Here is a 22,863-nt window from a genome sequence, read left to right as displayed (position 1 = left end):
CGCACGGCCCGGACCGGATCGAACATGGCGCGGTCGTGACCGAGCGTGTTCGCCCACCCGGGCCCGCGCCGGGGGCGCGGATCGGGGTTCGGCGCGCGGGGCGGAGCAGGGCGCGCACCGTCGCGCGGCGCAGCGGCGGACCCAGGGAATGGCGCATGACCGGCGTTGCCCTTTCGAGGAGGTTCGTCGACCGGGAGGGTCAGCGGAATCGGACGCCTGCCGTAAGAGTGCGGAGAGGTCCGCAACTCTAGCCCCTATACGTGCTAATCGGTTGAAAGCAGACAACTGTGTCGGAATCGTGAAGCCACTCCTCCGGGGATCACCCCAATGGCGGCACAACTCGTGTGCGCCCGGCGCGTTGACACAGCGCCGGACACCCCCGTCCGGCTGTTCGTGTCAATCCCCTCCAAGGAGCACCTCTCCATGTCGCGTATCGCGAAGGGCCTGGCCCTGACCACCGTTGCCGTCGCGGCCATCGCCGGGACCGCCGGCATCGCCGCCGCCGACAGCGACGCGCACGGCGCCGCCGCCAACTCCCCCGGTGTGCTGTCGGGCAACGTCGCCGAGGTTCCGGTCCACGTCCCGGTCAACCTCTGCGGCGACACCGTCGACGTCGTCGGCCTGCTGAACCCGGCCTTCGGCGGCTTCTGCTTCAGCGACTGACGTCGGGCGCATCCGTCGCGACCGGCCGCTCTCCGAAGACGGAGGGCGGCCGGTTCCGCGTTTACGGACACGGAGCGTGACCGTTCCGGGGTGCGGGAGGCCCGTCCCCGCCCGGCGCCCCGCCGTGGTGTTACTCCGAACGGGGGACCGGGTTCGAACCGGCGGCCCGCCGTGCGGCGCAGGCCTCGCGCGCGGCGACTTCGCGCGGGGCGTCCGGCGAGGAGCGTCCTCGCGCGGGGGCGCAGAAAGTCTGGGTGCGCGGGGTTTCCGCCCCGGTCAGGAGTCGTTAGGCACGACGTCAGTCATCACCCAGGCGACGTGAGTTGCCGAAGAGAGGAACACGATGAAGTCGCTGAAGGCCGCCGCTGTCGTCGCCGGGTCCCTTGTCCTCGCCGGTGCCGCCGCGCCCGCGTTCGCCCACAGCACCGCCGACCTCACGCCCACCAGCCTCAACGGCGCCGTCGACACGATCGCCAGGGGTCCCCTGGAGCTGCACGACGTCATGCCGCTCCAGCACCAGTCGGACGCGCTCAACACCGAGAACAAGGACTCGGTACTGCACACGGTGAAGGGTGCGGCCACCGCGCTCAACACCCACAACCCGCTCCTCGGCGGCCTGCCGCTCCAGAGCTGACGCGCCGCCGCCGGGGCCGGCGAAGGATGTCGGCGAAGGGGCCTCGGCGAAGGTGCGCCGGGGGTGCTGCATCGAACGGAACCGCCTCTCCCGGCGCTGTTCGAGACGCGTTGCCGCACTGCGTCCCTCGTTCGTGTGGAGCACCTCCGGAGCGTCGCCCGGTCGGGTGAGAACGGCCCCGGCGGCCCTGCGGAGCGTCGGTAAGGTCGCGCGGTGACCTCAACCTCAAGCGAAACCCGCCCCCTTCGCGTCGCCGACCTCGGCACGCTCGTCGTGCTCCCCTGGAGCGGCGAGACCCCCGACGGCGGCGACATGCCCTACCTCCTCGCCTACTCGCTCGGGGACGCGCCGGCCGGCCCCGAGGCCTCGGCGACCGCCGTCGCGCAACTGCTGAACGGCAGCGGCCTGCCCGTCGGCGGAGACCTGATCGACGGCAACGCCAAGCCGAGCCTCCCGATCAGCCTGCTCGTCGAGGCCGGACAGGCCGTCGTCTCCATGCCGCCGTACCTCAACGCCCAGTGCACCCCACCGCCGGAGTGGCTGGAGGCGGTCGCCGCCCGCGGGTACGCCTACTTCGTGTTCACCACCCGCCCCTGGCCGCAGGCCGCCCCCGGCCTGCCCGTCGCCCCGGAGGCGCTGGCGGCGTTCGCCGGTGCCGACGAGACACTCGCCGCGGCGGCGCACCTCGTCCTTCCGGCCCGCAGCCTGCGCGCTTGACGGTCAGGACCGCGGGCACGGGCCGCGGGTTCGCCCTTCTGCTGGTCCTCACCGGCGCGGCCGGACTGCTGGCCTCCTGGGTCATCACCCTCGACAAGTTCAAGCTGCTGGAGGACCCGCACTTCGTCCCGGGATGCAGCCTGAACCCGGTCGTCTCCTGCGGCAGCGTGATGAAGAGCGCCCAGGCCTCGGCGTTCGGGTTCCCCAACCCGATGCTGGGACTGGTGGCCTACGGCATCGTCGTCTGTGTCGGTGTGAGCCTGCTGGCCGACGCCGTGTTCCCGGGCTGGTACTGGCTGACCTTCGACGCCGGGTGCCTGTTCGGCGTCGGGTTCGTCTCCTGGCTCCAGTTCCAGTCGCTGTACCGGATCAACGCGCTGTGCCTGTGGTGCTGCCTGGCCTGGGTCGCCACGATCGTCCTGTTCTGGTACGTGACGTCGTTCGTCGTACGGAAGAGGTTCCTGCCCGCACCGGCGGGGGTGCGGATGTTCCTCGCGGAGTTCACCTGGGTGCTTCCCCTGCTGCACATCGGCGTCGTCGGCATGCTGATCCTCACCCGGTGGTGGGAGTTCTGGACCGGGTGATCGCCGCGACGGCAGCGAGGAGTGGGGAGCGGGCCGTGAGGGAGCGTGGTACGGCCAGGTGGAGGCCGGTTCGGCGGCCACGGGTGACCAGACGGCCCGCCGGAGGGTTAGTTCTGGGGACAACCGAACCGGACCGAGGAGCACAACATGGTCGTCAGTGTGGGCGGCGCGGTGGTGGTGAGCGCCGAGCGCGGACCGGCGAGCCCGGGGAGACCCGGACAGCGAGCACGACGGGGACGGGCGGGCACCCGACGGGACCTGCTGCGCGGGCTGCTGGCCCCCGCGGCCGCCCTCGTGCTCGCTCCCCTCGTCGCGGCCTCCCGGCCCCCGCGGGCCACGGGCGGACCCGGCGGCGCCGCCTTCGACGAGACCTACCTGGGCCGCCGTATCCAAGGCGTACGGCTCTCCGCCGGGCGGCGCACCGCCATGACCGGCGCGGTCACCTGGCAGGTCACCGTGGACGGCCGGCCCCTGCACCTGATGCGCCGGGCCGACGGCACCTGGCTGAGCATGGTCGACCACTACAGCTCGTACGCCACTCCCCTGGAAGCGGCGCGCGCGGCGGTCGACGAGCTGGGGCCGGGCGAGCGGCTGCGCGCGGAAGCCGCCCCTGCCCACGGCCCGGGGCAACGGGGGGAAACGGGGCGGGACCACAGTGGACACACGGGGGGACGGCATGGTCTACACACGTAAGGACGCCGCCAGGCTGACAGCCGCCGAGAAGCGGCGGTTCGTGCGGGCGATGCTGGAGGTCAAACGGCGCGGCGAGTACGACGAGTTCGTGCAGATGCACATCGACCACTACGTCGCCGACGGCGAGACCGGTCTGCGCACGGCCCACATGGCGCCGTCCTTCCTGCCCTGGCACCGCCGGTTCCTGCTGGAGCTGGAGGAGGCGCTGCGCCGGGTGGACTCCTCCGTGACGGTGCCGTACTGGGACTGGACCCGCGACCGTGGGACGACGTCGACACCGTGGACCGGGGACCTCCTCGGCGGCAACGGACGGCGCTCCGACCACCAGGTGACCACCGGCCCCTTCGCGTACGCGGCGGGCAACTGGACGATCCGGGTGGGGGTGACCGACGGGGAGTACCTCGCCCGGGACCTCGGACGCGCCCGCAACCCGATCTCCCTGCCCACGCGGAGCGACGTGGAGGGGGCGCTGGCCGACCCGGTCTACGACGTCTCGCCCTGGGACTCGACCACCAAGAAGGGTTTCCGCAACAGGCTGGAGGGGTGGGGGCCGGGGAGCGGCAGCGTCTCCTGGCGCAACCACAACCGGGTGCACCGCTGGGTCGGCGGGGCCATGCTCGGCGGGGCGTCCGTCAACGACCCCGTCTTCTGGCTGCACCACGCCTTCGTCGACCTGCTGTGGTCCCGCTGGCAGGACCGGCACCGCGAGCACCGGTACCTGCCCGCCAGGCCCCCCGCCCCCGGCACCCCGCAGTACGGCCGGGTCGTCGCCCGGAACGAGCTGCTGCCGCCGTGGGACGTGACACCGGACAGCCTGGAGGACCACCGAGGGGTGTACCGGTACGCGTGAGCGGCCACGGGAAGAGCCCCGGCGCTCGAGGTGCCGGGGCTCTTTTCGCGTACGTCCGGGTCAGCGGCCGTAGCCGTAGCCCGAGTTGTGGCCGGTGTGGTGGCTGCTGTGGTGGCCGGTCTGGTGGCCGCGCTGCTGGGGGACCCCGCGGAGGTGACCGGTGTCGGCGCAGGTGGTGCCGAAGGCCGGGTTCAGCAGTCCGACCACGTCGATGGTGTTCCCGCACAGGTTGACCGGCACATCGACCGGGACCTGGACGACGTTGCCGGACAGCACGCCGGGCGAACCGACGGCCGCACCCTGGGCACCCGCGTCAGCCATGGCCAGACCGGCTCCGCCGAGCGCCACGGCACCCGTGCCGAGAGCGACCACAGCCGCCTTCGCGATGCGAGACATGCGTTCTCCTTCTATTGCTTGGGCGAGGGCGGCAGCAGGACCGGCCGCCGCACTTCCCGTTCAACGCGGCGGCGCGGGCCGGGACACGGCGTGCGGCGCACATCATTTTTTACTTCGACAAGGGGGACTGTCCGCGGCGGCGCGCGCGGGTCGTCGGCGCGAGGCTTGCGACAAGCTTGGGAATCTCCATACCTCTGCCCGAAGGGGCCGCTCCTAGGCTGAGCGGATGGAAACGGCGCCCCGCACGACGCCCGTTCCGGACGTCCTCGTACTGCCCACCGCTCCTGTCGGCGCGACCCGGGGCGGACCGGCCGACGGCACTGGTCTTCTCCACCGTCGGCGGCCCGGTGGCGGCGATGGGCGAGGACCGCGTAAGGAGCATCCATGACGGAACAGAAGGTGGACAACCCGCGCAAGGCCGACCTGGTCAGGCTGCGCGGTGATCTGGCCAAGGAGGTCGAACGCCTCCGCACGGCCCTGCGGCGCCCCACCGAGGACCTGGGCGGCGACCAGGTCTGGGTCGGCAGGAACGCCCGCTCCTGGCACACCGGCCTGGCCGGCCGCAACAAGAAGCTGGCCATGGAGGTCGACAAACTGCTGCCCCAGCTCGACGCGGCGATCCGGGCCGAGGCCGACCAGGTGTCGCCCGCCGACGCCCGCGCCTACCGGCGGGGCTACTGACCACGATCACGGGATCAAGAAAGCCGCCCAGCCCGGTGAAGCGCGTCGAAAGCCAGCGCGTCGACGGCCGAGACCCGGTCCCGATCGGCATGGCGGAACCACGCCTTCTCGGCGATCTCCCCCGACGGGGTCAGCTCACCGCTGTGATCGGCGGTGTAACAGATCATCCGGAACGGGCCGTGATCAGGATGACCCTCGCCGATGTCGAAAGTGCCGAAGTGCACCATGGAGTCGGGGTCGATCACCGCCCGCAGTTCCTCGTCGATCTCCCGCACCAGGGTCTCGCCGTCGGACTCGCCCGGCTCACGATGACCGCCCGGGAAGTAGAAGCGATCTCTGCCGTGACTACGCGTTACCAGCACCCGGCCGTCCCGAACCAGGATCCATGCGACCTTCTCCGGCACACTGCCGCCATTCGCCATGACTCGGGACCGTATCGGAGGGCATCGTCCCGCGTCAGCACCATCCAGCCTCAGCCACGCTGCCGACGACCCCGATGGGGACGCCGTCGTGTCCAGGGCTTCGCTGTGTCGAGGGGCACCCCCCACTCGAGCTCACTTGGCGGTGTCCGCACCGGCGGCGGACAGACCGAGGCAGCCGCCATGGGGCCTGCAAGCCTGTGGCCGACACCGCTTGTAGAACAGGTGTGCGAAGTGCGAGCATGCGGCCCGTGACAATCTCCTCCAGATCATCCTTTGGCAGTACGGCTCCGCTCTTCCGCTGGGTAGCCGCTGTCCGTAAGGCCCCGCTCAGCTCGGCGAAGGACGTCGCCGACTTCCATCAGGGCCTCGAACTCCGGCTACGTGCACTGTTCGTCACGCCGGACAGCAGGGTCAAGGCGCAGTGGGGCGAGTTGCGCCTGTCCAACTCCGCGGACGCCGTATGGGAAGCCAGGGTCGGCAAGGATGTGCTGACGATCCCACTTGCCACCACCACTATCGTCCCCGCGGACAAGCACAAATTCATGGGCACTGCCGGATTCGATCTCACGCTTGCCGACGGGAGCGTGCAGCGCATGAGGGTCTACACCGGAGACGCCGGTCTGGTCGATGCCGTGTTCGGCAAGCCTGTCGAAGTCTCCTGACGCGCGAGTCCATCCGCACTCCCGAGTGCGGCACGGGCTCCTCTCCATGCAGGCTTCGACACGTATTCGACACGGCCACCCGCGAAAACCCGGTGACAGCCGGATGGCCCCGGAACTTCCCCTTGATCGTCGGGGGAGTGACCGGGGCTTCGCCGTGTTGGCCGGGATCCGCTCCGACCAGCAAAAAGCCCTCCCCAAGGGGAGGGCGGAGACTGGCGCCCCCGGCAGGACTCGAACCTGCGGCCAAGCGCTTAGAAGGCGCCTGCTCTATCCACTGAGCTACGGGGGCCTGGTGTGGTGGCCTCGTGCGTGGTGCCCGGGTGCGGGCTGATCCGTGACGATGCCGGGGACAAGGATAGGGCTCCCGGATCCTTCTCCCTGTTGCTTCGCCTCCGTGGCTCGATGTGGAGGTTCGGTGAAGCGGTCCTGATAATCGCAGGCAGGTACGAATCGTGCATCGCTTTTGGCATCTCGCGCTACGGGTGTTGTGCACTCGTTATGCCTGGGCTGTGCCCTTGTCCCAGTCGTACCTTCCGTCCCTTGTGTTCCGTCGGCGCGCAGGCATGCCTATGTGCTTCAGAAATCCCCCGAAATTGGGCATTCTTCGCATGTGGTGACCTTGGACGTACGGCCTCAGCTGCTCGACGCACTCTCCGCCCTGCGCGACCGTGTCGCCGCCGCACGCTTTCCGCTGCCCCTGGCAGGGGCCCCGCGCGCGCGTGCCAACCGCGACGAACTGCTCGCCCAGCTCGACGACTACTTGGTGCCCCGGTTGAGAGAGCCCCATGCACCCGTGCTGGCCGTCATCGGGGGTTCCACCGGCGCCGGGAAGTCGACGCTCGTCAACTCGCTCGTGGGACGCCGGGTCAGCGAGGCGGGGGTGCTGCGGCCGACGACACGGACTCCCGTTCTGGTGTGCCATCCGGAGGACCATCACTGGTTCAGCGGCATGCGCGTCCTGCCCGGCCTCACGCGTGTGTGGGTACCCCACCAGGACCCCGGCGAGGAACTGCTCACGCCCGGGGAGGACGGCAAGCGCATCCTGCGCATCGAGACCGCCGAGACCCTGCCCCGCGGCCTCGCGCTCCTCGACGCACCCGACATCGACTCCCTGGTGGCGGAGAACCGGGTCCTCGCCGCCGAGCTCATCTGCGCGGCCGACATCTGGGTGATGGTCACGACGGCCGCTCGTTACGCCGACGCCGTGCCGTGGCATCTGCTGCGTACCGCCAAGGAGTACCGCGTCACCCTGGTGACCGTGCTCGACCGAGTGCCGCACCAGGTGGTGTCGGAGGTGTCGCGGCAGTACGGTGCCCTGCTCACCAAGGCCGGGCTGGGCCACGTACCGCGCTTCACCGTGCCCGAGCTGCCCGAGTCGGCCTGGGGCGGCGGCCTGCTCCCGGCCACCGCGGTGGCCGCCCTGCGGGCCTGGCTGATCCAGCACGCCCAGGACCCCGTCGCCCGGCAGGACGTCGTGGCCCGAACGGCGCACGGCGTCCTCGACTCCCTCAAGTCGCGGATGCCCGAGCTCGCCGGCGCCGCCGCGGCCCAGCACGCGGCCGCCCTGCGGCTCACCGCCGCCGTCGAGGGGGCCTACGACAGCGAGCACAACCGCGTACGGGGACGGCTCCAGAGCGGCGCCGTGCTCGCCGGCGGCGCCCTGAAGCGGTGGCGGGCCTTCCCGCTCGACTGCACGGCGGGTGAACTCTTCGACGCCCTCGTCGAGAGCCTCGGCGCACTTCTGCTGTGCGCCGTGACGGCCGCCGACGAACGTATCGACGAGGCCTGGCGGCGCGAGCCCGCGGCGGGCGCCCCCGGGCTGGCGGAACACGACCCGACGCCCGAGAACGCCGAGCACCGGATCGGGGTGGCCGTACGACGCTGGCGGCGCGAGATCGAGGAGTGCGCCGAGGAGGAGTTGCGCGATCTCGACCGTGGCGCCGCCGCCGATCCGGAGGCGGTCTCCGCGCTGGTCGCCACCGTCCTGCTGGGCGGCCGCAGGGCGCGCAACGCGGGCGAGCGGCTCGCGGAGCGGATCGGCGCGCACGGCGCCCTGCGGCTGCGCGACCGGGGCGGGCGGCTGCTCACCACGTATGTGGACCGGGTGCTCCAGACCGAACGCGAGCGTCGGCTCGCGCCGCTCGACGGGCTCGACATCCACGTCGAGCCCCAGGCCGAACTCATCGCCGCGCTGTCCGTACTTCAGAAGGAGAGGTGACCGGTGACCGCCGTCGCCGACCAGGACCACACGGAACATGCCGATCACGGCGGGGGGCAGGGCCCTGGGCAGCCGTCGGGGCCGCCCGCGCGGGAGGGGACCGGTCAGGACATCCCGGCGGGCGCCGGGAGAGGGCGGCCGGAGGGAGTGCGTCAGATGCCCGATGCCGTCGGCGACGAGCGATTCGAGGAGCGCGTGGGGTACGCGGGTCACACCGGTCATGGGGATCGCGCAGGTCGTACCGGCCGCGGGGACGCCTTCAACCGCATGGATCACTTGATCGACGTGATTCACGTGGATCATGTGGATCACGTGGTGCCGACCGGTCAGGGGGGCGGTGCGGACCGCGGAGACCGCCAGGACCCCGAGGGGTCCGAGGACCGCAGGGACCGTACGGGCCGTGGGGATCCCGCGGACCGGATCGACCGTGCGGACGAGAAGGAGCACGCCGGGCGCGAGGACCGTGGGGATTCCTCCGGGGCCTGGGACGACGGGCTGATCGCGCGCCGGGCGATCGAGGAGGCCGCCGCCGAGGCCGGCGTCGGTGGCGTCGAGAAACGGGCGCAGCCGACGCGTATCCCCGCCCCGCTCGCCTACGACGGCCCGCTGCGCTCGCGGCTGGACGCGCTGCGGGAGCTCGTGGGGCTCTCCCGGGCCCGGCTCGACAGCAAGACACTCTCCGAGGCCGGCCGGGTGCTGGACGAGTCGGCGGCGCGACGCAGGCTCTCCGGGCAGCACACGGTCGTCGCCATCGCGGGCGCTACCGGCAGTGGGAAGTCGCAGCTGTTCAATGTGCTCGCCGGGGTGACGATCTCGGAGACGGGCGTACGGCGGCCGACCACCGCCGCCCCCATCGTGTGCAGCTGGAGCGACGGCGCGTCCGGCCTCATCGACCGGCTCGGCATCCCGGGACGGCTGCGGCGGCGCCCGTTGCAGAGCGCGGAGGCCGAGGCGCTGCTGGGCGGGCTGGTCCTGGTCGACCTGCCCGACCACGACTCGGCGGCCGTGCAGCACCGTGAGCAGGTGGACCGGGTGCTGGCGCTGGTCGACGCGGTGATCTGGGTGGTCGATCCCGAGAAGTACGCCGACGCCGTCCTGCACGAGCGCTATCTGCGGCCCATGGCGGGACACGCGGAGGTCATGTTCGTCGTCCTCAACCAGATCGACCGGCTGCCCGAGGAGGCCGCCGACCTGGTCCTCGACGATCTGCGGCGGCTGCTCGACGAGGACGGGATCGCTCTCGGCGAGCACGACGAACCGGGCGCGACCGTGCTCGCCCTCTCCGCGCTGACCGGCGACGGGGTCGGCGAACTGCGGGAGGCGCTGGGCCAGTTCGTGGCGGAGCGCGGGGCGGCGGCCCGTCGGATCTCGGCCGACGTCGACGCCGCCGCGGTCCGGCTGCGACCGGTGTACGCGACCGGGCGGCGCAGCGGGCTCAGCGAGGAGGCGCGGGAGGAGTTCACCGCCCGGCTGGCGGACGCGGTGGGTGCCGCGGCGGCGGGCGAGGCGGCCGAACGGGCCTGGCTGCGCAACGCCAACCGCGCGTGCGGGACGCCCTGGCTGCGGCTGTGGCGCTGGTTCCATGGCCGGGGGGAGCAGGTCCCCACGGGCCGCCTCGGGCAGCGGACCCAGGCCGACGAGGAGAGCACGGCCAGGCAGCGGGTCGAACAGGCGGTGCGCAGGGTGTCCGAACGGGCGTCGGACGGTCTGCCCACGCCGTGGGCGCAGGCGGTGCGCGAGGCCGCCGTGCGGGGGTCCCAGGGGTTGTCCGAGGCGCTGGACGAGCTGGCGGCGCGGGCCGGACTGCCTCCCGGGCGGCCGCCGCGGCCGGGCTGGTGGCCGCTGGCCGTGCTGACCCAGGCGGCCATGACGCTGCTTCAGGTCGTGGGCGGGCTGTGGCTGGTGGGACAGATCGCCGGGGTCATGGCGCCGAACCTGGGGGTGCCGGTGCTGTTGATGCTGGCCGGCATCGTCGGCGGTCCGCTGATCGAGTGGGGCTGCCGGATGGCGGCGCGCGGACCGGCGAAACGGTACGGGCTGGAGGCGGAGCGGCGGTTGAGGGAGGCCGCCGCGGGCTGCGGGCGGGCCCGGGTGCTGGATCCGGTGGCCGCGGAACTGCTGCGTCATCGGGAGGTCCGGGAGCAGTACGGCCGGGTCGTGGGCGTGGGCGCCGGGCCGCGGTGAGGACGGTGCCGGGTGCCGGGGTGAGGACGGTGCCGGGTGCCGGGGTGCGGAGCGGATCACCCCTGCGGGTGAGGGAGTTCTCCACAGGCGGACGGTGACCCACAGGGCTCGGCGGGCTCGTCCCGACGGAGGCAGTCTGGTGCCACGGCGATCGCGCGGACGCGGTCACCGAGGCGGCGGCGGTACGCGCGTGAGCGTGACCGGCGCGGCGGACGCAGCCGTACGGGACGGGCCCGTACGCGTGTCGGACCGGGCCGGGGGCCCGGGTGAGGGAGGGGTTCGCGATGAACGAGACGATCGTGTGCACGGTGGGCAACGTGGCCACGCAGCCGGTGTACCGGGAGCTGGCCTCCGGGCCGTCCGCGCGGTTCCGGCTCGCGGTGACCTCGCGTTACTGGGACCGCGAGAAGAGCGCCTGGACCGACGGGCACACCAACTTCTTCACGGTGTGGGCCAATCGCCAGCTCGCCACGAACGCGGCGGCGTCCCTGTCGGTGGGGGAGCCCGTGATCGTGCAGGGCAGGTTGAAGGTGCGTACCGAGGTGCGCGACGGGCAGAGCCGGACGTCGGCGGACATCGACGCGGTGGCCATCGGCCATGATCTGGCCCGGGGCACCTGCGCGTTCCGGCGTACGGGCCGGGCGGAGGCGGGCGCGGCCGGCCCACCGGACCGGCCGGAGCCCGCTTGGGAGACGACGGCCGAGGGTGACGGTCCGGAGGCGACGCACCGGCCCGCGGAGCCGGCCGCGGTGACGTGATGTGAAGGCATCCGATGCCCCGGCATGCCCCGGCTGGGCCGAACTGCGGCTTATCGGCGAACTCCGCCAAGACCCGCCTCGAACGGCTCGGTTGATTTGTCGATAAGCCCCGCTCTGGGGTGATCTCGGCGATAACGATTCCGAGTCGGATCGGTTGTCTGACGATATGACGAGAGAAAGGCGTAGTGGCTCTTCCTTAGGATGCCGAGCAGAGCTGTCAAGGCTGCTGATTCTGCTGGTGGGACCGATACCCCCCACGTCAACGGGTCCTGCTCGAAGGGGAATTCTGTGTTTTCTTCGCTCTCCGCGTCGTCTCTGCGTCGTCGGCGAGGGGTGGTCCGGTCTGCCGCCGCGGTGCTCGTGTCCGGTCTGGTCGCCGCCGGTGCGGTGGCCGTCGCCGGTCCGGCCGCAGCCGCCGAGACGTCGCAGGACCAGGGCGGAGCGATCGCCACCATGGGCGGTCTGAAGACGTACGGCGGCGCGGTGGTCCACGGCGACAACGGGGACCAGCAGGTGTCGGCGGGGCTGTTCGAGATGTCCGTCGACGGCGGCGGCACCCTCCAGACGTACTGCGTCGACCTGCACAACCCCACCCAGCGGGACGCCAGCTACCACGAGACGCCGTGGAGCGGCACATCGCTCGCCGCCAACAAGGACGCCGGCCGGATCAGCTGGATCCTCCGGAACTCCTACCCGCAGGTCAATGACCTGGCCGCGCTCGCCGAGGCGGCGGGCATCGGCTCCGGCCTCACCGAGCAGGACGCGGCGGCCGGCACCCAGGTGGCCATCTGGCGCTACTCGGACGCCGCCGACGTGGACGCCATCGACCCGCAGGCCGAGAAGCTCGCCGACTACCTCCAGAAGGCCGCCCGTACCGTCGCCGAGCCCGAGGCGTCGCTGACCCTCGACCCGCCCGCGGTCTCCGGTCACCCCGGAGGCCTGCTCGGTCCGGTGACGGTGCACACCGACGCCGACAGCGTGACGGTGACCCCGGCCTCGGACCCGGCCATGAGCGGGGTGCGGATCGTCGGCAAGGACGGCAAGGCCGTCACGTCCGCGCAGGACGGCAGCCAGTTGTTCTTCGACGTGCCCGAGGGCGCCGCGGACGGGTCGGCCGACCTGACCGTGCAGGCCTCGACCACCGTCCCGGTCGGCCGGGCCTTCACCTCCGAGTCCAGGAGCCAGACGCAGATCCTGGCCGGCTCCAGCGAGTCGACGGTCTCGGCGACGGCCAGCGCGGCCTGGGCGGCGCTGGGCCCGATACCCGCCCTGTCGGCGGCGAAGAACTGCGCCAAGGGCGGGGTCGACGTCACCGTGGCCAACAAGGGCGACGAGGTCTTCACCTTCGAGCTGATGGGCACCGAGTACAGCATTCCGGCGGGGGTCTCGCGGACGGTGACGATCCCCCTCCAGGAGGACCAGGCCTACGGCTTCACGATCGACGGCCAGGCCGGCTTCCAGAAGAGGTTCACCGGCGTTCTCGACTGCAAGACCCAGGGCGTCGTCGGCGGGAACGCCGTGCGGACGCTCAGCGAGCCCAGCCCGGCCACGGTCGGCGGCACCTCCACCGGCCCGAACCTCGCCGAGACCGGCGGCTCCGGCGCGACCCCGCTGATCGTCGGCGTGGCCATCGGCCTGGTCGTCATCGGCGGCGCGGCGCTGATCCTCATCGGCCGGAGGCAGACCCCGACCCAGGGCTGACAGGAGCACCTCGGTCCCGGGTCGCCACGGCGCGCCGCGGTTCCCCTTCGGCCGCTCTGCGCAACCGGCGACCGAAGAACAGCACAACGAAGCCGACCGCGAATTGCCTGTCCGGCGGTCGACTCCGCGACCGCTGGATACGGGCTGAGGGCGCCGAGGTCGGACCAATTTCGTATCTGGTTCTCCTCCCCGCTGTTGGAGCAGGCCTGGCGGCCAAGGCCGTCATCGGCATGACATCCGGGATCGGAAGGCGGCCCCGTGCATAACCATCAGCCCTGCGAAGAAGCTGAGGGCGGCACTCGACCAACACCGAAAGGCGCCGCAGAGATTCAGCCGGAGAGGTCTGGGTCATCAAGTAGCAGGCACCTGGCGAACTGACAGGTACTTCATCCTCGCGCGCCTCGATCGGTCCAACTGGCTGAGGCGCGCACGTCTGTGGCCAAGGAGAAACCGTATGCGTCCAGTCGCGCCCATGCCGGTCCTTTTATTTCTTCTGCTCCTGTCGGCATGCTCTGCTCGGGCCGAAGACAGTGCTCAGCCCGCCACCTCCGCAGCAGCCAAAGCGCCCTCGGGTCCCGCTTCTCCGAAGAATCCCCAGGACTCTCTCGCTCTCCCGCAGAAGCCCAGCTTCCTCGTTCCCGTCACCCAGGGAAGTCATAGCGAGGACCTGCCGCCCTTCACGCCGACCGAAGGCGTCTACAGCATTCACGCTCTGTGCACCGGCAAGGGGACTGTGAGTATCCACTACGGCTCTCACGACGAGGATCCCAGCGAGGTCAAATGCGGCACCCCGGTGACGGTCGGCCGCGTCCACACCGATCGCGGAAAGCCGCAGAACCTCTCCATGCGGGTCGACGGGTCCGACATCCACTGGGCCGTAGCCGTCGTAGCGGGAACACAAGCCAGGTGACGCTCGTCGATCGGGTTCAGCTTGCTTCGGTCGGCGCACCCGCCGTCGTGGCTGACTGTCGTCGGCTGAGGTTCGGGCGGGGCGTGTCGAGGGTGCCGCTGTCGGTCGAGTGCGCCAGGGCTGGGCCGGCCGTCCGAGGGGCGCCGATGGCGACCGACAGTGACAGGTGGGCCACGGAGATCGGCGGCGGAACCCCCAGGTCACAGCCCCTCGGCGGAACGCGTTTCCCCCGAGGGGTAGCCGTCAGGCAAGATGGGGTGTATCTGCCCTCTGCCCATTGCCAGATTTCAAGCGCCGGACGGTTTCTCTTGGCTGAGTACATCTACACCATGCGCAAGACGCGCAAGGCACACGGCGACAAGGTCATCCTTGACGACGTGACGCTGAGCTTCCTGCCCGGCGCGAAGATCGGCGTGGTCGGCCCCAACGGAGCCGGTAAGTCCACCGTGCTGAAGATCATGGCGGGCCTCGAGCACCCGTCGAACGGTGACGCGTTCCTCTCGCCCGGCTACAGCGTCGGCATCCTGATGCAGGAGCCCAAGCTGAACGAGGAGAAGACGGTCCTGGCGAACGTCCAGGAAGGTGTCGCCGAGGTCAAGGGCAAGCTCGACCGGTTCAACGAGATCGCCGAGCAGATGGCGACCGACTACTCGGACGCGCTGCTGGAGGAGATGGGCAAGCTCCAGGAGGACCTGGACCACGCCAACGCCTGGGACCTCGACGCCCAGCTCGAGCAGGCCATGGACGCCCTGGGCTGCCCGCCCGGCGACTGGCCGGTCAACAACCTCTCCGGTGGTGAGAAGCGCCGCGTTGCGCTGTGCAAGCTGCTGCTCGAGGCGCCCGACCTGCTGCTTCTCGACGAGCCCACCAACCACCTGGACGCCGAGTCCGTGAACTGGCTGGAGCAGCACCTCGCCAAGTACGCGGGCACCGTCGTGGCCATCACCCACGACCGGTACTTCCTGGACAACGTCGCCGAGTGGATCCTCGAACTCGACCGCGGCCGCGCCTTCCCGTACGAGGGCAACTACTCCACGTACCTGGAGACCAAGGCGACCCGTCTCAAGGTCGAGGGGGCGAAGGACGCCAAGCGGCAGAAGCGCCTCAAGGAAGAGCTCGAGTGGGTGCGCTCCAACGCCAAGGGGCGCCAGGCCAAGTCCAAGGCCCGTCTCGCCCGCTACGAGGAGATGGCCGCCGAGGCCGACAAGATGCGGAAGCTGGACTTCGAGGAGATCCAGATCCCGCCGGGCCCGCGTCTGGGCAGCGTGGTCGTCGAGGTCAACAACCTCAACAAGGCCTTCGGCGAGAAGGTCCTCATCGACGACCTGAGCTTCACCCTGCCGCGCAACGGCATCGTCGGTGTCATCGGCCCGAACGGCGCCGGCAAGACCACGCTCTTCAAGATGATCCAGGGCCTGGAGGAGCCGGACTCCGGCTCGATCAAGATCGGCGAGACCGTCAAGATCTCCTACGTCGACCAGAGCCGCGAGAACATCGACCCCAAGAAGACCCTGTGGGCCGTGGTCTCGGACGAGCTCGACTACATCAACGTCGGCCAGGTCGAGATGCCCTCGCGGGCGTACGTCTCCGCCTTCGGCTTCAAGGGCCCGGACCAGCAGAAGCCGGCCGGCGTCCTGTCCGGCGGTGAGCGCAACCGCCTCAACCTCGCGCTCACCCTCAAGCAGGGCGGCAACCTGCTGCTCCTCGACGAGCCGACCAACGACCTCGACGTCGAGACCCTCTCCAGCCTGGAGAACGCGCTGCTGGAGTTCCCCGGCTGCGCCGTCGTGGTCTCCCACGACCGCTGGTTCCTGGACCGGGTCGCCACCCACATCCTCGCCTACGAGGGCGAGTCCAAGTGGTTCTGGTTCGAGGGCAACTTCGAGTCGTACGAGAAGAACAAGGTCGAGCGCCTCGGCGCGGACGCCGCCCGTCCGCACCGTGCCACCTACAAGAAGCTGACCCGGGGCTGATCGATCTTGCGGCACATCTACCGCTGCCCGCTGCGCTGGGCGGACATGGACGCGTACGGGCACATCAACAATGTGGTGTTCCTCCGGTACCTGGAGGAAGCCCGTATCGACTTCCTCTTCCGTCCGGACAAGGACTTCCAGCAGGGGTCGGTGGTGGCGCGCCACGAGATCGACTACAAGCGGCAGCTCGTCCACCGGCACGCGCCGGTGGACATCGAGCTGTGGGTCACCCAGGTCAGGGCGGCGTCCTTCACGATCACCTACGAGGTCAAGGACCCGGACCAGGTCTATGTCCGGGCCTCGACGGTGATAGTGCCGTTCGACTTCGCCCAGCAGCGGCCCCGGCGGATCACCGCTGAGGAGCGGGAGTTCCTGCGGGAGTACATGGACGACCACGAGAGCGCCGACGAGGGCGAGGCCGTCGCCGCATGACGGTGCTCCACCTCGCCGACGAGGGGGAGGCGGCGGACCTCGCGGCCTTCCTCTCCCGACTGCTCCACTACGACCGTGGAGCGGCGGTGCGTCTCCAGGCGGCCGGCACGGCACTCGCCGTGTTCGGCCGGCCGCCGTCCTTCGAGGTACTGGCCATCCGCGCGGTGCGGCTGGCCAAGCCGTACGAGAACGGGCTCGACGTCACGCTCGACGTGACCGTGTCCGCCGGTGAGCTCCTGGAGTCGGTGGACGAGAAGGCGGCCACGGCCACCGTCCCGGCCGCCGTGACCGGGCCGCCGTGGGCGGGGGTGCTGCCGCCGCGGGGCGGCTGGCGGGCCGAGCCGGGCCTGCCGGCGCCGGACGGCCTGCGCACCCTGGTCGCCGCGGCCGTCACCGAGTTCCGTTCCCGGACCGGCGAGTTGCCCGACGACCGGCGTACCCGCACCGAACTCGACCGGATCGGGCGGGAGATCTGGTCCCGGACGGTGGGCGAGACCCGGCTGCCGGTGCGGGTCGTGCACGCGGCCCAGTCACTGGGCTTCCTGCGGGCGGCGAGGGCGTCCGCCGAGACGGAGCTGGGGATGTTCTCCTCGGGCGCGTGGCTGCGGCTGCGCACGCCGTACGGGTCGATCGCCGTACGGACGGCGGGACTCGGGACGCTGGGCGTCAGCGTCCGCTGACCCGCGGGCGGGACCGCGGACCCGGGCCGGACCCCGGCGGGGTCCGCCCCGTCACTCGTGCCCCCGGCACCCCTGCCCCGTCACCCCGCGGGCCTTACTCCGCGGGCCTCACTCCGGCGTGTTCACCATCGAGGCCGCCGCGTACGTCAGGTAGTTCCACAGCGTCGTCTCGTGCTCCTCGGACAGGCCGAGCTCGTCGACGGCGTCCCGCATGCGCCCGAGCCAGGCGTCGTGCGCGGCCCGGTCGACGACGAACGGGGCGTGGCGCATGCGCAGCCGGGGGTGACCGCGGTTCTCGCTGTAGGTCGTGGGGCCGCCCCAGTACTGCATGAGGAACAGCGCCATGCGCTCCTCGGCCGGGCCCAGGTCCTCCTCCGGGTACATGGGCCGCAGGATCGGGTCCTCGGCGACTCCCTCGTAGAAACGGTGGACGAGCCGACGGAAGGTCTCCTCCCCGCCGACCTGCTCGTAGAAGGTCTGCTCCTGAAGCGTGCCGCGCCGAATCTCTTTCACGCCCCCATCGTCTCAGACGGGGTGGCGGAGGACTCAAGGCTTAGGACCCGGCCTCTGGTGACCCGGCTCGGCCTCCGGAAGCCGGTTCGCCTCGGGCGCCGTCGCGCAGGACAGTGGAGCTATGGGCACGCGCGCGCTCGACAAGGACCTGGAGGACCTCGCCGCCTCGGCGCGGGCCGCGTTGGTGCGCGAGATCGGGATCAGCGGAGCCTTCGACGCGGATCCGGTCTGGCGGGAGGCGTTCGCGGCGGTCCCGCGCCACCTCTTCGTGCCGTACTACTACGTCGGCGCCCTGGGCGGCTACGAGCGCTGCTGGGGCGAGGACCCCGACCCGCGGGCCCGGGAGCGCTGGGTGCGCGGCGCGTACGACGACGCCCCGCTCGCCACCCGGCTGCGCGACGGCGAGCTGGTCTCCTCCAGCAGCCAGCCGTCCCTCATGGCGCAGATGCTGGCCGAGCTGCGGGTAATGGACGACAGCCGGGTCCTGGAGATCGGCGCGGGCACCGGGTACAACGCGGCGCTGATGGCGTACCGCCTCGGCGACGACCGGGTCACCACCGTCGACCTGTATCCGGAGATCACCGAGTCGGCCCGGCAGCACCTCGCCGCCGCCGGATACCACCCCGCGGTCGTCACCGGCGACGGCGCGCGCGGTGTTCCCGAGCGGGCCCCGTTCGACCGGATCATCGCCACCTGCACGCTGACCTCGATCCCGCGCGCCTGGCTCGCCCAGTGCGTTCCGGGCGCCCGGATCCTGGCGCCGCTGGCCACCGGGCTGATCACGCTGACCGTACGGGACGCGGAGCGCGCCGAGGGACACTTCCTGCACACGCCCGCCTACTTCGTGCCGCTGCGCGGCGAGGGCCGCCCACAGCCGGATCCGGCGGGCTCGCCGGGCGGGGTGCCGCGGGTCGCCCGGGACCACGAACTGCTCCGGTTCCTGTTCACGCTCACCCGCGGCAGCCTCGATCCGCAGGAGGCGTACGCGCTGTGGGACCGCGAGCACGCGCCGCAGCGCGAGCGCTACGGCGTCACGGTCGGCGACGGCGCGGCGTGGGCGTGGCTGGACGACCCGGAGGGGCCGTACGTATGGCCCCTCCCGGGCTGACCGGCGAACCGGCGGCCGGTCCGCGCACCTGCGGGCCTGTTCAGCCCCGCCGGACGGTGATCGTCGTCCAGGCGCCCACGTGCACCTGGTCGCCGTCCTGGAGCGGTACCGGCACGAAGGGCTGAATCGGTTCCTCGGAGCCGTTGACCGTCGTGCCGTTCGTCGAGTTCTGGTCGACGACCGCCCAGCCGCCGTCGGGCTGCTGCACCAGCACGGCGTGCTGGTGCGAGACGCCCGGGTCCTCCGGCGGCACCGAGAGGTCCACGTCGGGGGTCTCGCCGGTGGAGTGGCGGCGGCGGCCGATGGTGATCTGGTTGCCGGTGAGCGTGCGCTGCTGCTCGGGCGAGTACGCGGGCAGGTTCAGGCCCGCGGCCTCGGGCCCGGAGCGCTGCATCATCGCCATGAAGTACGTGCGGTCCGGACCGATGGTCGCCGTCCAGGTCGCCGGCTGCTGCGGGTAGCCGGAGCCGGGCGGCGGGCCCTGCGTCGCACCGGGCTGCGGATAGCCGTAACCGCCGCCGCCGGGCGCACCGGGACCCCCCGGGCCACCGGGGCCGCCCGGAGCGTTGCCCGAGGGCGGGGAGATCACCCAGTCGTCCTCGGCGAAGGACGGCCCGCCCTGCTGGGGCCCGCCCTGCGGCGGACGGCCGGTCTCCTGCGGGAACATCGGCGGGGCCTGCGGGCCGGACTGCTGGTACATCTGCGGGGCGCCGTTCGGCACACCGGGACCGGGCCCACCAGGACCCCCGGGTCCGCCGGGGCCGAAGCCGCCGGGGCCGCCGGAGGTGGGCGGCGGAACGGGCCGCGAGGGGTCCGCGCCGAACCCGGGAGGGGCGGAGGAGCCGGGGAACCCGGGCTGACCCGGCCGGCCGGGACCCTGCTGACCGGGGCCCTGCTGACCGGGACCCCCCTGGCCGGGCTGACCGGGCTGACCGGGCGGCGGTCCGGGCCGCCGCGACGGGTCCGCGCCGAACGGCGGTGCCGACGGTTCGCCGCCGAACGGCGGGATCGGCTCGGCCGGCCGGTTCACCTGCGAAGGCCGGGAGCTCTGGTAGTCGAAGGAGTCACCGCCGCCGAAGGAGGGACCCGGACCGCCGGGACCGCCGGGGCCGCCGGGACCTCCCGGGCCGCCGGGCGGCTGCTGGAAGCGGACGGCCGGGCCGGGCGCGGGCGGGCGCGGGGCGGCCGGGGTGTAGGAGGTCGCCGTGTTGGTGAGGAAGTTCCACCGGCACTCCTCGCAGAACGGCGCACCGTTCTCACGGGGCGTACGGCACTGCGGGCAGAGCTCCGGCTCGGCGTTCGGCACCGAGGACAGATGCCGGCCGCCGTGGCCCTGCTGGCCGCCGGGACCGGGAGGCGGCGGGAAGCCGTAGTCGCCCGGCGGGGGCGGCGGCGGAGGGGGCGGAGGCACGGCACCGGCCATGCGGTGACCACAGACCTCGCACCAGTCGTCGGAACCCGACTGATGTCCGTTCGGGCAGGTCGGCATGTCGGCGCTTCCCCCTCTCCTTTTCCGGCCGCTCTGACCGGATTTACTCCGACCCCAGGAGGGGTCAGGCTCGCTGCTTGCGGTGTTCCGCTAGGTCACTTCTTTACACGAACAGTCTTTGTGGACCGAGTTTCGAGAGTCATCTCGTCGGCCTCCGCGACCTTTGCCTTCAATCGCACAGTACCTGTCGTCGCGTCGACCACGTCCACCACCTTCGCAAGCAGTTTCGCAGTATCGGCGTTCCCGGAGACGCTGGCGAGCTGAACGGCACGGCCCAGCTTGGCCGTTGCGCCGTCGAAATCGCCCGCTTTGCGAAGGTCGAGGCCCTGCTGGATCGCCCGGGCCAGTTCGGCCTGGCCCGTGTAGTGCGCCACTTGCGGATTGATCGAGGTCGACGCCGTCATGTCGTCGGTCCACACGGCCCGTACGAGGCCTTGTGCGCCCGGGTTCGGGGCGTTCGTCCCGTCGGGCTGCGGGACCACCAGGGAGACCCGGGCGGCCAGCATCTCCTGGCCGATGCCCGCGGACGGGACCTCGACGCACACGTGGTAGTCGCGGGACTCGTCGCCCCAGGAGCCGGTGGGGTAGTCCCCGGCGCGCGGCCCGGCCTCGACTCTGCGGTCGGTCAACTCCTCTACCGTCGGGGCGACTTGTTTGACGTACTTGATGGACGTGCCGAGCGGGGTCCACAGCCGCAGCGCGACGTCGGCGACCTCCTTGCCCATGGCCGTCTCCATCATCCGCGTGAAGTCGGCGGCGAGGCCGGCCGGGTCGGCGACGATGTCGGCGGTGCCGAGCAGCGCGGAGGCTATCCCTGTGACTTCTTTCACTTCCCAGTCGGTGCCGACGCCGCGGGCGTCACAGGTGAAACGGCCCGCGCAGTGGTCCAGGGACGCCTTGAGGTCCGTGGCCGACTCGTGCTCGTTGCGGCCGTCGGTGAGCAGGATGCCGTGACGGATGGCCACATCGGCCGAGGACAGCAGACTCTCGGCGAGCCGCAGCCAGGTGCCGATGGCCGTGCCGCCGCCGGCGCTCAGCTTGCGCAGCGCCTGCCTGGCCTGGTCGCGGGTGGTGGCGGAGGCCACCGCGAGGCGGTCGCCGCCCGGATAGACCTCCTTGGCCACATGGGTGCCGCCGATCACCGCGAAGTGCACGCCGTCGCGCAGGGTGTCGATCGCGGCGGCCGTGGCGTCGCGGGCGTTGCGCATCTTCGTGGCCGGGTAGTCCATCGAGCCCGAACAGTCGACCATGATCGCCACGCCCGCGGACGGGCCCTGCCCCGGCGCGTACAGCTGCGGGGCCGAGACCGCGCTGCCGACCGTGCCGCCGCCCGTCGCGGTGACCGTGACGATCGCGTTGACCTCGCGGCCGCCCTCCGGGAGGTACTCGTTCTGGTAGACGTCCACCGAGAACTGCGGCACGTTCGACTTCGAGAAGTTGGCCATACCTGCTCAGATCCCCCTATGAGCCCCCACGTCCGCGGGGGTGATGTCTCGGTACGGACCGGTCCCCTCCGGTCCGTCGGTGCACATGTGCCTTCGTCCCGGTTCGCGGCCCCTCAGGCCGATCCTGCCCCGGGCGACGGGGCGGGGAACGGCAGCACGGCCACTGTTACGTTGTCGTGGCCCCCGCCGTCCAGCGCGTGGCCGACCAGGACCCGGGCGCCGTGCAGCGGCCGTGCGGCGGCGTCGAGGGGGAGCACCTCGGCCATCTCCTCGGCCGCTTCGGCGTAGTTCCACAGGCCGTCCGTGCACACCACCAGCACACCCGGCCGGTCCGGCTTGAAGGCGGCGGTGTGCGGCTCCAGTTCGTAGGCGTCGGCTCCGAGCCAGCCGGTGATGGCGTGGGCGCGCTCGTCGGCGTAGGCCTCCGCCTCGTTCATCAGGCCCGCGGCGACCATCTGCGCGGCCCACGAGTCGTCCTCGGTCAGCCGGGCCGGCGCCGAACCGCGGTCGGCCGGGACCCAGTAGACGCGGCTGTCGCCGACCCAGCCGACGACCAGCAGTCCGGTGGTGACCACGGCGCCGACCAGGGTGCAGGCGGGCGCGTTCTGGTGCGAGGCGTGCTCGCGGGCCGTCTCCGGTTCCCCGGCCAGCGCGTCGACCGCGTGCGAGGCGGCGACGATCGCGTCGTGCATCGCCTGCTGCGGGTGCGTGCCGCGCGGCAGGGCGGCCGCCAGGGACTCGCTCGCCGCGCGGGAGGCGGCGAGCGAGGCGTCGTCGGGGCGGGTCGCGGAGGAGACGCCGTCGCAGACGATCGCGACCAGCGCGGGGGAGCCGTCGGGCAGCGTGCTCGCGCGGACGGCGAACGCGTCCTCGTTGCGGTGGTGGCGCAGGCCCCGGTCGCTGACGGCGGCGATCGGGCCCGACTCCTGCTCCATGTGGTCGCGTTCGCGCGGCTGGGCGTGCCCGCAGACCTCGCAGTAGCCGTCGTCGTCGACCCGGCCGGCCCGGCAGGCGACGCACACCTTGGGCTCCTCGGCCGGGGCCGCGAGCTCGGCGGCCACGCGTGGGTCGGGCGCCTGGAGGGCGTACTCCTCGGGCTCCGGCGGCCGGTCGAAGCGCACACCGGTGGCGGGGACGGCCGGATGGGCCG

Annotated in this window: 23 protein-coding genes and 1 tRNA gene; 17 read left to right on the top strand and 7 right to left on the bottom strand. The window is 71.9% G+C overall.

The annotated features are described in order from the left end of the window. The first annotated feature begins 423 nt into the window (after positions 1–423). From FNH09_RS20905 to FNH09_RS20880, 6 genes are all read left to right on the top strand, one after another. Positions 424–663, top strand: a complete 240-nt coding sequence (locus FNH09_RS20905; protein WP_152890197.1) for a chaplin — start codon at positions 424–426, stop codon at positions 661–663. 343 nt (positions 664–1,006) lie between these two features. Further along, positions 1,007–1,297 carry a hypothetical protein gene (locus tag FNH09_RS20900; RefSeq protein ID WP_152890196.1) on the top strand — a complete coding sequence of 97 codons (291 nt, stop codon included), beginning with the start codon at positions 1,007–1,009 and terminating at the stop codon, positions 1,295–1,297. Between the two features lie 213 nt (positions 1,298–1,510). Further along, positions 1,511–2,014, top strand: coding sequence for a DUF5949 family protein (locus tag FNH09_RS20895; protein WP_162468870.1), 504 nt, complete (start codon positions 1,511–1,513; stop codon positions 2,012–2,014). Then, positions 2,011–2,598, top strand: coding sequence for a vitamin K epoxide reductase family protein (locus tag FNH09_RS20890; RefSeq protein ID WP_162468869.1), 588 nt, complete (start codon positions 2,011–2,013; stop codon positions 2,596–2,598). The genes FNH09_RS20895 and FNH09_RS20890 overlap by 4 nt, the downstream gene beginning before the upstream one ends. A gap of 147 nt (positions 2,599–2,745) precedes the next feature. Then, positions 2,746–3,291, top strand: a complete 546-nt coding sequence (locus tag FNH09_RS20885; protein WP_152890195.1) for a tyrosinase cofactor — start codon at positions 2,746–2,748, stop codon at positions 3,289–3,291. Then, positions 3,275–4,141, top strand: coding sequence for a tyrosinase family protein (locus tag FNH09_RS20880; RefSeq protein ID WP_152890194.1), 867 nt, complete (start codon positions 3,275–3,277; stop codon positions 4,139–4,141). Before FNH09_RS20885 ends, FNH09_RS20880 begins: the two co-directional genes overlap by 17 nt. A 60-nt stretch (positions 4,142–4,201) precedes the next feature. Here the strand turns inward: FNH09_RS20880 and FNH09_RS20875 are convergent, their stop codons facing one another. Then, positions 4,202–4,537, bottom strand: a complete 336-nt coding sequence (locus tag FNH09_RS20875) for a chaplin (RefSeq protein WP_238426879.1) — start codon at positions 4,535–4,537, stop codon at positions 4,202–4,204. Positions 4,538–4,921: 384 nt separating this feature from the next. On the opposite strand from FNH09_RS20875, the gene FNH09_RS20870 reads away from it, so the two are divergent. Then, entirely contained in the window at positions 4,922–5,218 is a 297-nt protein-coding gene (locus tag FNH09_RS20870; protein ID WP_152890193.1) for a hypothetical protein, read from the top strand. A 14-nt stretch (positions 5,219–5,232) separates the two neighbouring features. Here the strand turns inward: FNH09_RS20870 and FNH09_RS20865 are convergent, their stop codons facing one another. Continuing rightward, complete coding sequence (locus tag FNH09_RS20865; protein ID WP_152890192.1) at positions 5,233–5,640, bottom strand: NUDIX hydrolase; 408 nt, start codon at positions 5,638–5,640, stop codon at positions 5,233–5,235. A 248-nt stretch (positions 5,641–5,888) separates the two neighbouring features. Here FNH09_RS20865 and FNH09_RS20860 point away from each other — a divergent pair, with 248 nt between their 5' ends. Beyond that, entirely contained in the window at positions 5,889–6,302 is a 414-nt protein-coding gene (locus FNH09_RS20860) for a hypothetical protein (protein ID WP_152890190.1), read from the top strand. A gap of 213 nt (positions 6,303–6,515) precedes the next feature. Here FNH09_RS20860 and FNH09_RS20855 read toward each other — a convergent pair. Next, positions 6,516–6,591 (bottom strand) — tRNA-Arg (locus tag FNH09_RS20855). Between the two features lie 321 nt (positions 6,592–6,912). Between FNH09_RS20855 and FNH09_RS20850 the strand changes: the two genes are divergently transcribed. From FNH09_RS20850 to FNH09_RS20815, 8 genes are all read left to right on the top strand, one after another. After that, entirely contained in the window at positions 6,913–8,520 is a 1,608-nt protein-coding gene (locus FNH09_RS20850; RefSeq protein ID WP_162468868.1) for a dynamin family protein, read from the top strand. Positions 8,521–8,787: 267 nt separating this feature from the next. Beyond that, positions 8,788–10,704 (top strand): YfjP family GTPase, encoded by a 1,917-nt coding sequence (locus FNH09_RS20845; protein ID WP_152890203.1) that lies wholly within the window; start codon positions 8,788–8,790, stop codon positions 10,702–10,704. A gap of 284 nt (positions 10,705–10,988) precedes the next feature. Beyond that, on the top strand, positions 10,989–11,462 hold the full coding sequence (locus tag FNH09_RS20840) for a single-stranded DNA-binding protein (RefSeq protein ID WP_152890189.1): 474 nt from the start codon (positions 10,989–10,991) through the stop codon (positions 11,460–11,462). 288 nt (positions 11,463–11,750) lie between these two features. Beyond that, entirely contained in the window at positions 11,751–13,163 is a 1,413-nt protein-coding gene (locus FNH09_RS20835) for a Cys-Gln thioester bond-forming surface protein (RefSeq protein WP_338017629.1), read from the top strand. Positions 13,164–13,617: 454 nt separating this feature from the next. Further along, positions 13,618–14,073, top strand: coding sequence for a hypothetical protein (locus FNH09_RS48695; protein ID WP_152890185.1), 456 nt, complete (start codon positions 13,618–13,620; stop codon positions 14,071–14,073). Between the two features lie 308 nt (positions 14,074–14,381). Next, positions 14,382–16,046, top strand: a complete 1,665-nt coding sequence (gene ettA / locus FNH09_RS20825; RefSeq protein ID WP_152890183.1) for an energy-dependent translational throttle protein EttA — start codon at positions 14,382–14,384, stop codon at positions 16,044–16,046. A gap of 6 nt (positions 16,047–16,052) precedes the next feature. Then, positions 16,053–16,478, top strand: a complete 426-nt coding sequence (locus FNH09_RS20820) for an acyl-CoA thioesterase (RefSeq protein ID WP_152890182.1) — start codon at positions 16,053–16,055, stop codon at positions 16,476–16,478. After that, on the top strand, positions 16,475–17,158 hold the full coding sequence (locus tag FNH09_RS20815; RefSeq protein ID WP_152890181.1) for a DUF8010 domain-containing protein: 684 nt from the start codon (positions 16,475–16,477) through the stop codon (positions 17,156–17,158). The genes FNH09_RS20820 and FNH09_RS20815 overlap by 4 nt, the downstream gene beginning before the upstream one ends. A gap of 108 nt (positions 17,159–17,266) precedes the next feature. On the opposite strand, the gene FNH09_RS20810 is transcribed toward FNH09_RS20815, so the two are convergent. Beyond that, positions 17,267–17,671, bottom strand: a complete 405-nt coding sequence (locus FNH09_RS20810) for a globin domain-containing protein (RefSeq protein ID WP_162468866.1) — start codon at positions 17,669–17,671, stop codon at positions 17,267–17,269. Between the two features lie 121 nt (positions 17,672–17,792). Here FNH09_RS20810 and FNH09_RS20805 point away from each other — a divergent pair, with 121 nt between their 5' ends. After that, positions 17,793–18,779, top strand: coding sequence for a methyltransferase domain-containing protein (locus tag FNH09_RS20805; protein WP_152890180.1), 987 nt, complete (start codon positions 17,793–17,795; stop codon positions 18,777–18,779). Positions 18,780–18,819: 40 nt separating this feature from the next. On the opposite strand, the gene FNH09_RS20800 is transcribed toward FNH09_RS20805, so the two are convergent. From FNH09_RS20800 to FNH09_RS20790, 3 genes are all read right to left on the bottom strand, one after another. Further along, entirely contained in the window at positions 18,820–20,268 is a 1,449-nt protein-coding gene (locus FNH09_RS20800) for an FHA domain-containing protein (protein ID WP_152890179.1), read from the bottom strand. A gap of 95 nt (positions 20,269–20,363) precedes the next feature. Then, positions 20,364–21,713, bottom strand: a complete 1,350-nt coding sequence (locus FNH09_RS20795; protein WP_152890177.1) for a vWA domain-containing protein — start codon at positions 21,711–21,713, stop codon at positions 20,364–20,366. A 113-nt stretch (positions 21,714–21,826) separates the two neighbouring features. Further along, positions 21,827–22,863, bottom strand: a 1,037-nt coding sequence (locus FNH09_RS20790; RefSeq protein ID WP_152890176.1) for a PP2C family protein-serine/threonine phosphatase, incomplete at its 5' end; no start/stop codon positions are given.

This window comes from Streptomyces adustus, assembly GCF_009377175.1.
Classification (GTDB): Bacteria; Actinomycetota; Actinomycetes; order Streptomycetales; family Streptomycetaceae; genus Streptomyces; species Streptomyces adustus.
This window is presented reverse-complemented; position numbering and strand designations above follow the sequence as displayed.

Bases quoted from the DNA above. Each gene is read 5' to 3' on its own strand.
- FNH09_RS20905 (WP_152890197.1), top strand. From the start codon at position 424: ATGTCGCGTATCGCGAAGGGCCTGGCCCTGACCACCGTTGCCGTCGCG.
- FNH09_RS20900 (WP_152890196.1), top strand. From the start codon at position 1,007: ATGAAGTCGCTGAAGGCCGCCGCTGTCGTCGCCGGGTCCCTTGTCCTC.
- FNH09_RS20885 (WP_152890195.1), top strand. From the start codon at position 2,746: ATGGTCGTCAGTGTGGGCGGCGCGGTGGTGGTGAGCGCCGAGCGCGGA.
- FNH09_RS20880 (WP_152890194.1), top strand. From the start codon at position 3,275: ATGGTCTACACACGTAAGGACGCCGCCAGGCTGACAGCCGCCGAGAAG.
- FNH09_RS20875 (WP_238426879.1), bottom strand. From the start codon at position 4,537: ATGTCTCGCATCGCGAAGGCGGCTGTGGTCGCTCTCGGCACGGGTGCC.
- FNH09_RS20870 (WP_152890193.1), top strand. From the start codon at position 4,922: ATGACGGAACAGAAGGTGGACAACCCGCGCAAGGCCGACCTGGTCAGG.
- FNH09_RS20865 (WP_152890192.1), bottom strand. From the start codon at position 5,640: ATGGCGAATGGCGGCAGTGTGCCGGAGAAGGTCGCATGGATCCTGGTT.
- FNH09_RS20845 (WP_152890203.1), top strand. From the start codon at position 8,788: ATGGATCACTTGATCGACGTGATTCACGTGGATCATGTGGATCACGTG.
- FNH09_RS20840 (WP_152890189.1), top strand. From the start codon at position 10,989: ATGAACGAGACGATCGTGTGCACGGTGGGCAACGTGGCCACGCAGCCG.
- FNH09_RS48695 (WP_152890185.1), top strand. From the start codon at position 13,618: ATGCGTCCAGTCGCGCCCATGCCGGTCCTTTTATTTCTTCTGCTCCTG.
- FNH09_RS20815 (WP_152890181.1), top strand. From the start codon at position 16,475: ATGACGGTGCTCCACCTCGCCGACGAGGGGGAGGCGGCGGACCTCGCG.
- FNH09_RS20805 (WP_152890180.1), top strand. From the start codon at position 17,793: ATGGGCACGCGCGCGCTCGACAAGGACCTGGAGGACCTCGCCGCCTCG.
- FNH09_RS20800 (WP_152890179.1), bottom strand. From the start codon at position 20,268: ATGCCGACCTGCCCGAACGGACATCAGTCGGGTTCCGACGACTGGTGC.
- FNH09_RS20795 (WP_152890177.1), bottom strand. From the start codon at position 21,713: ATGGCCAACTTCTCGAAGTCGAACGTGCCGCAGTTCTCGGTGGACGTC.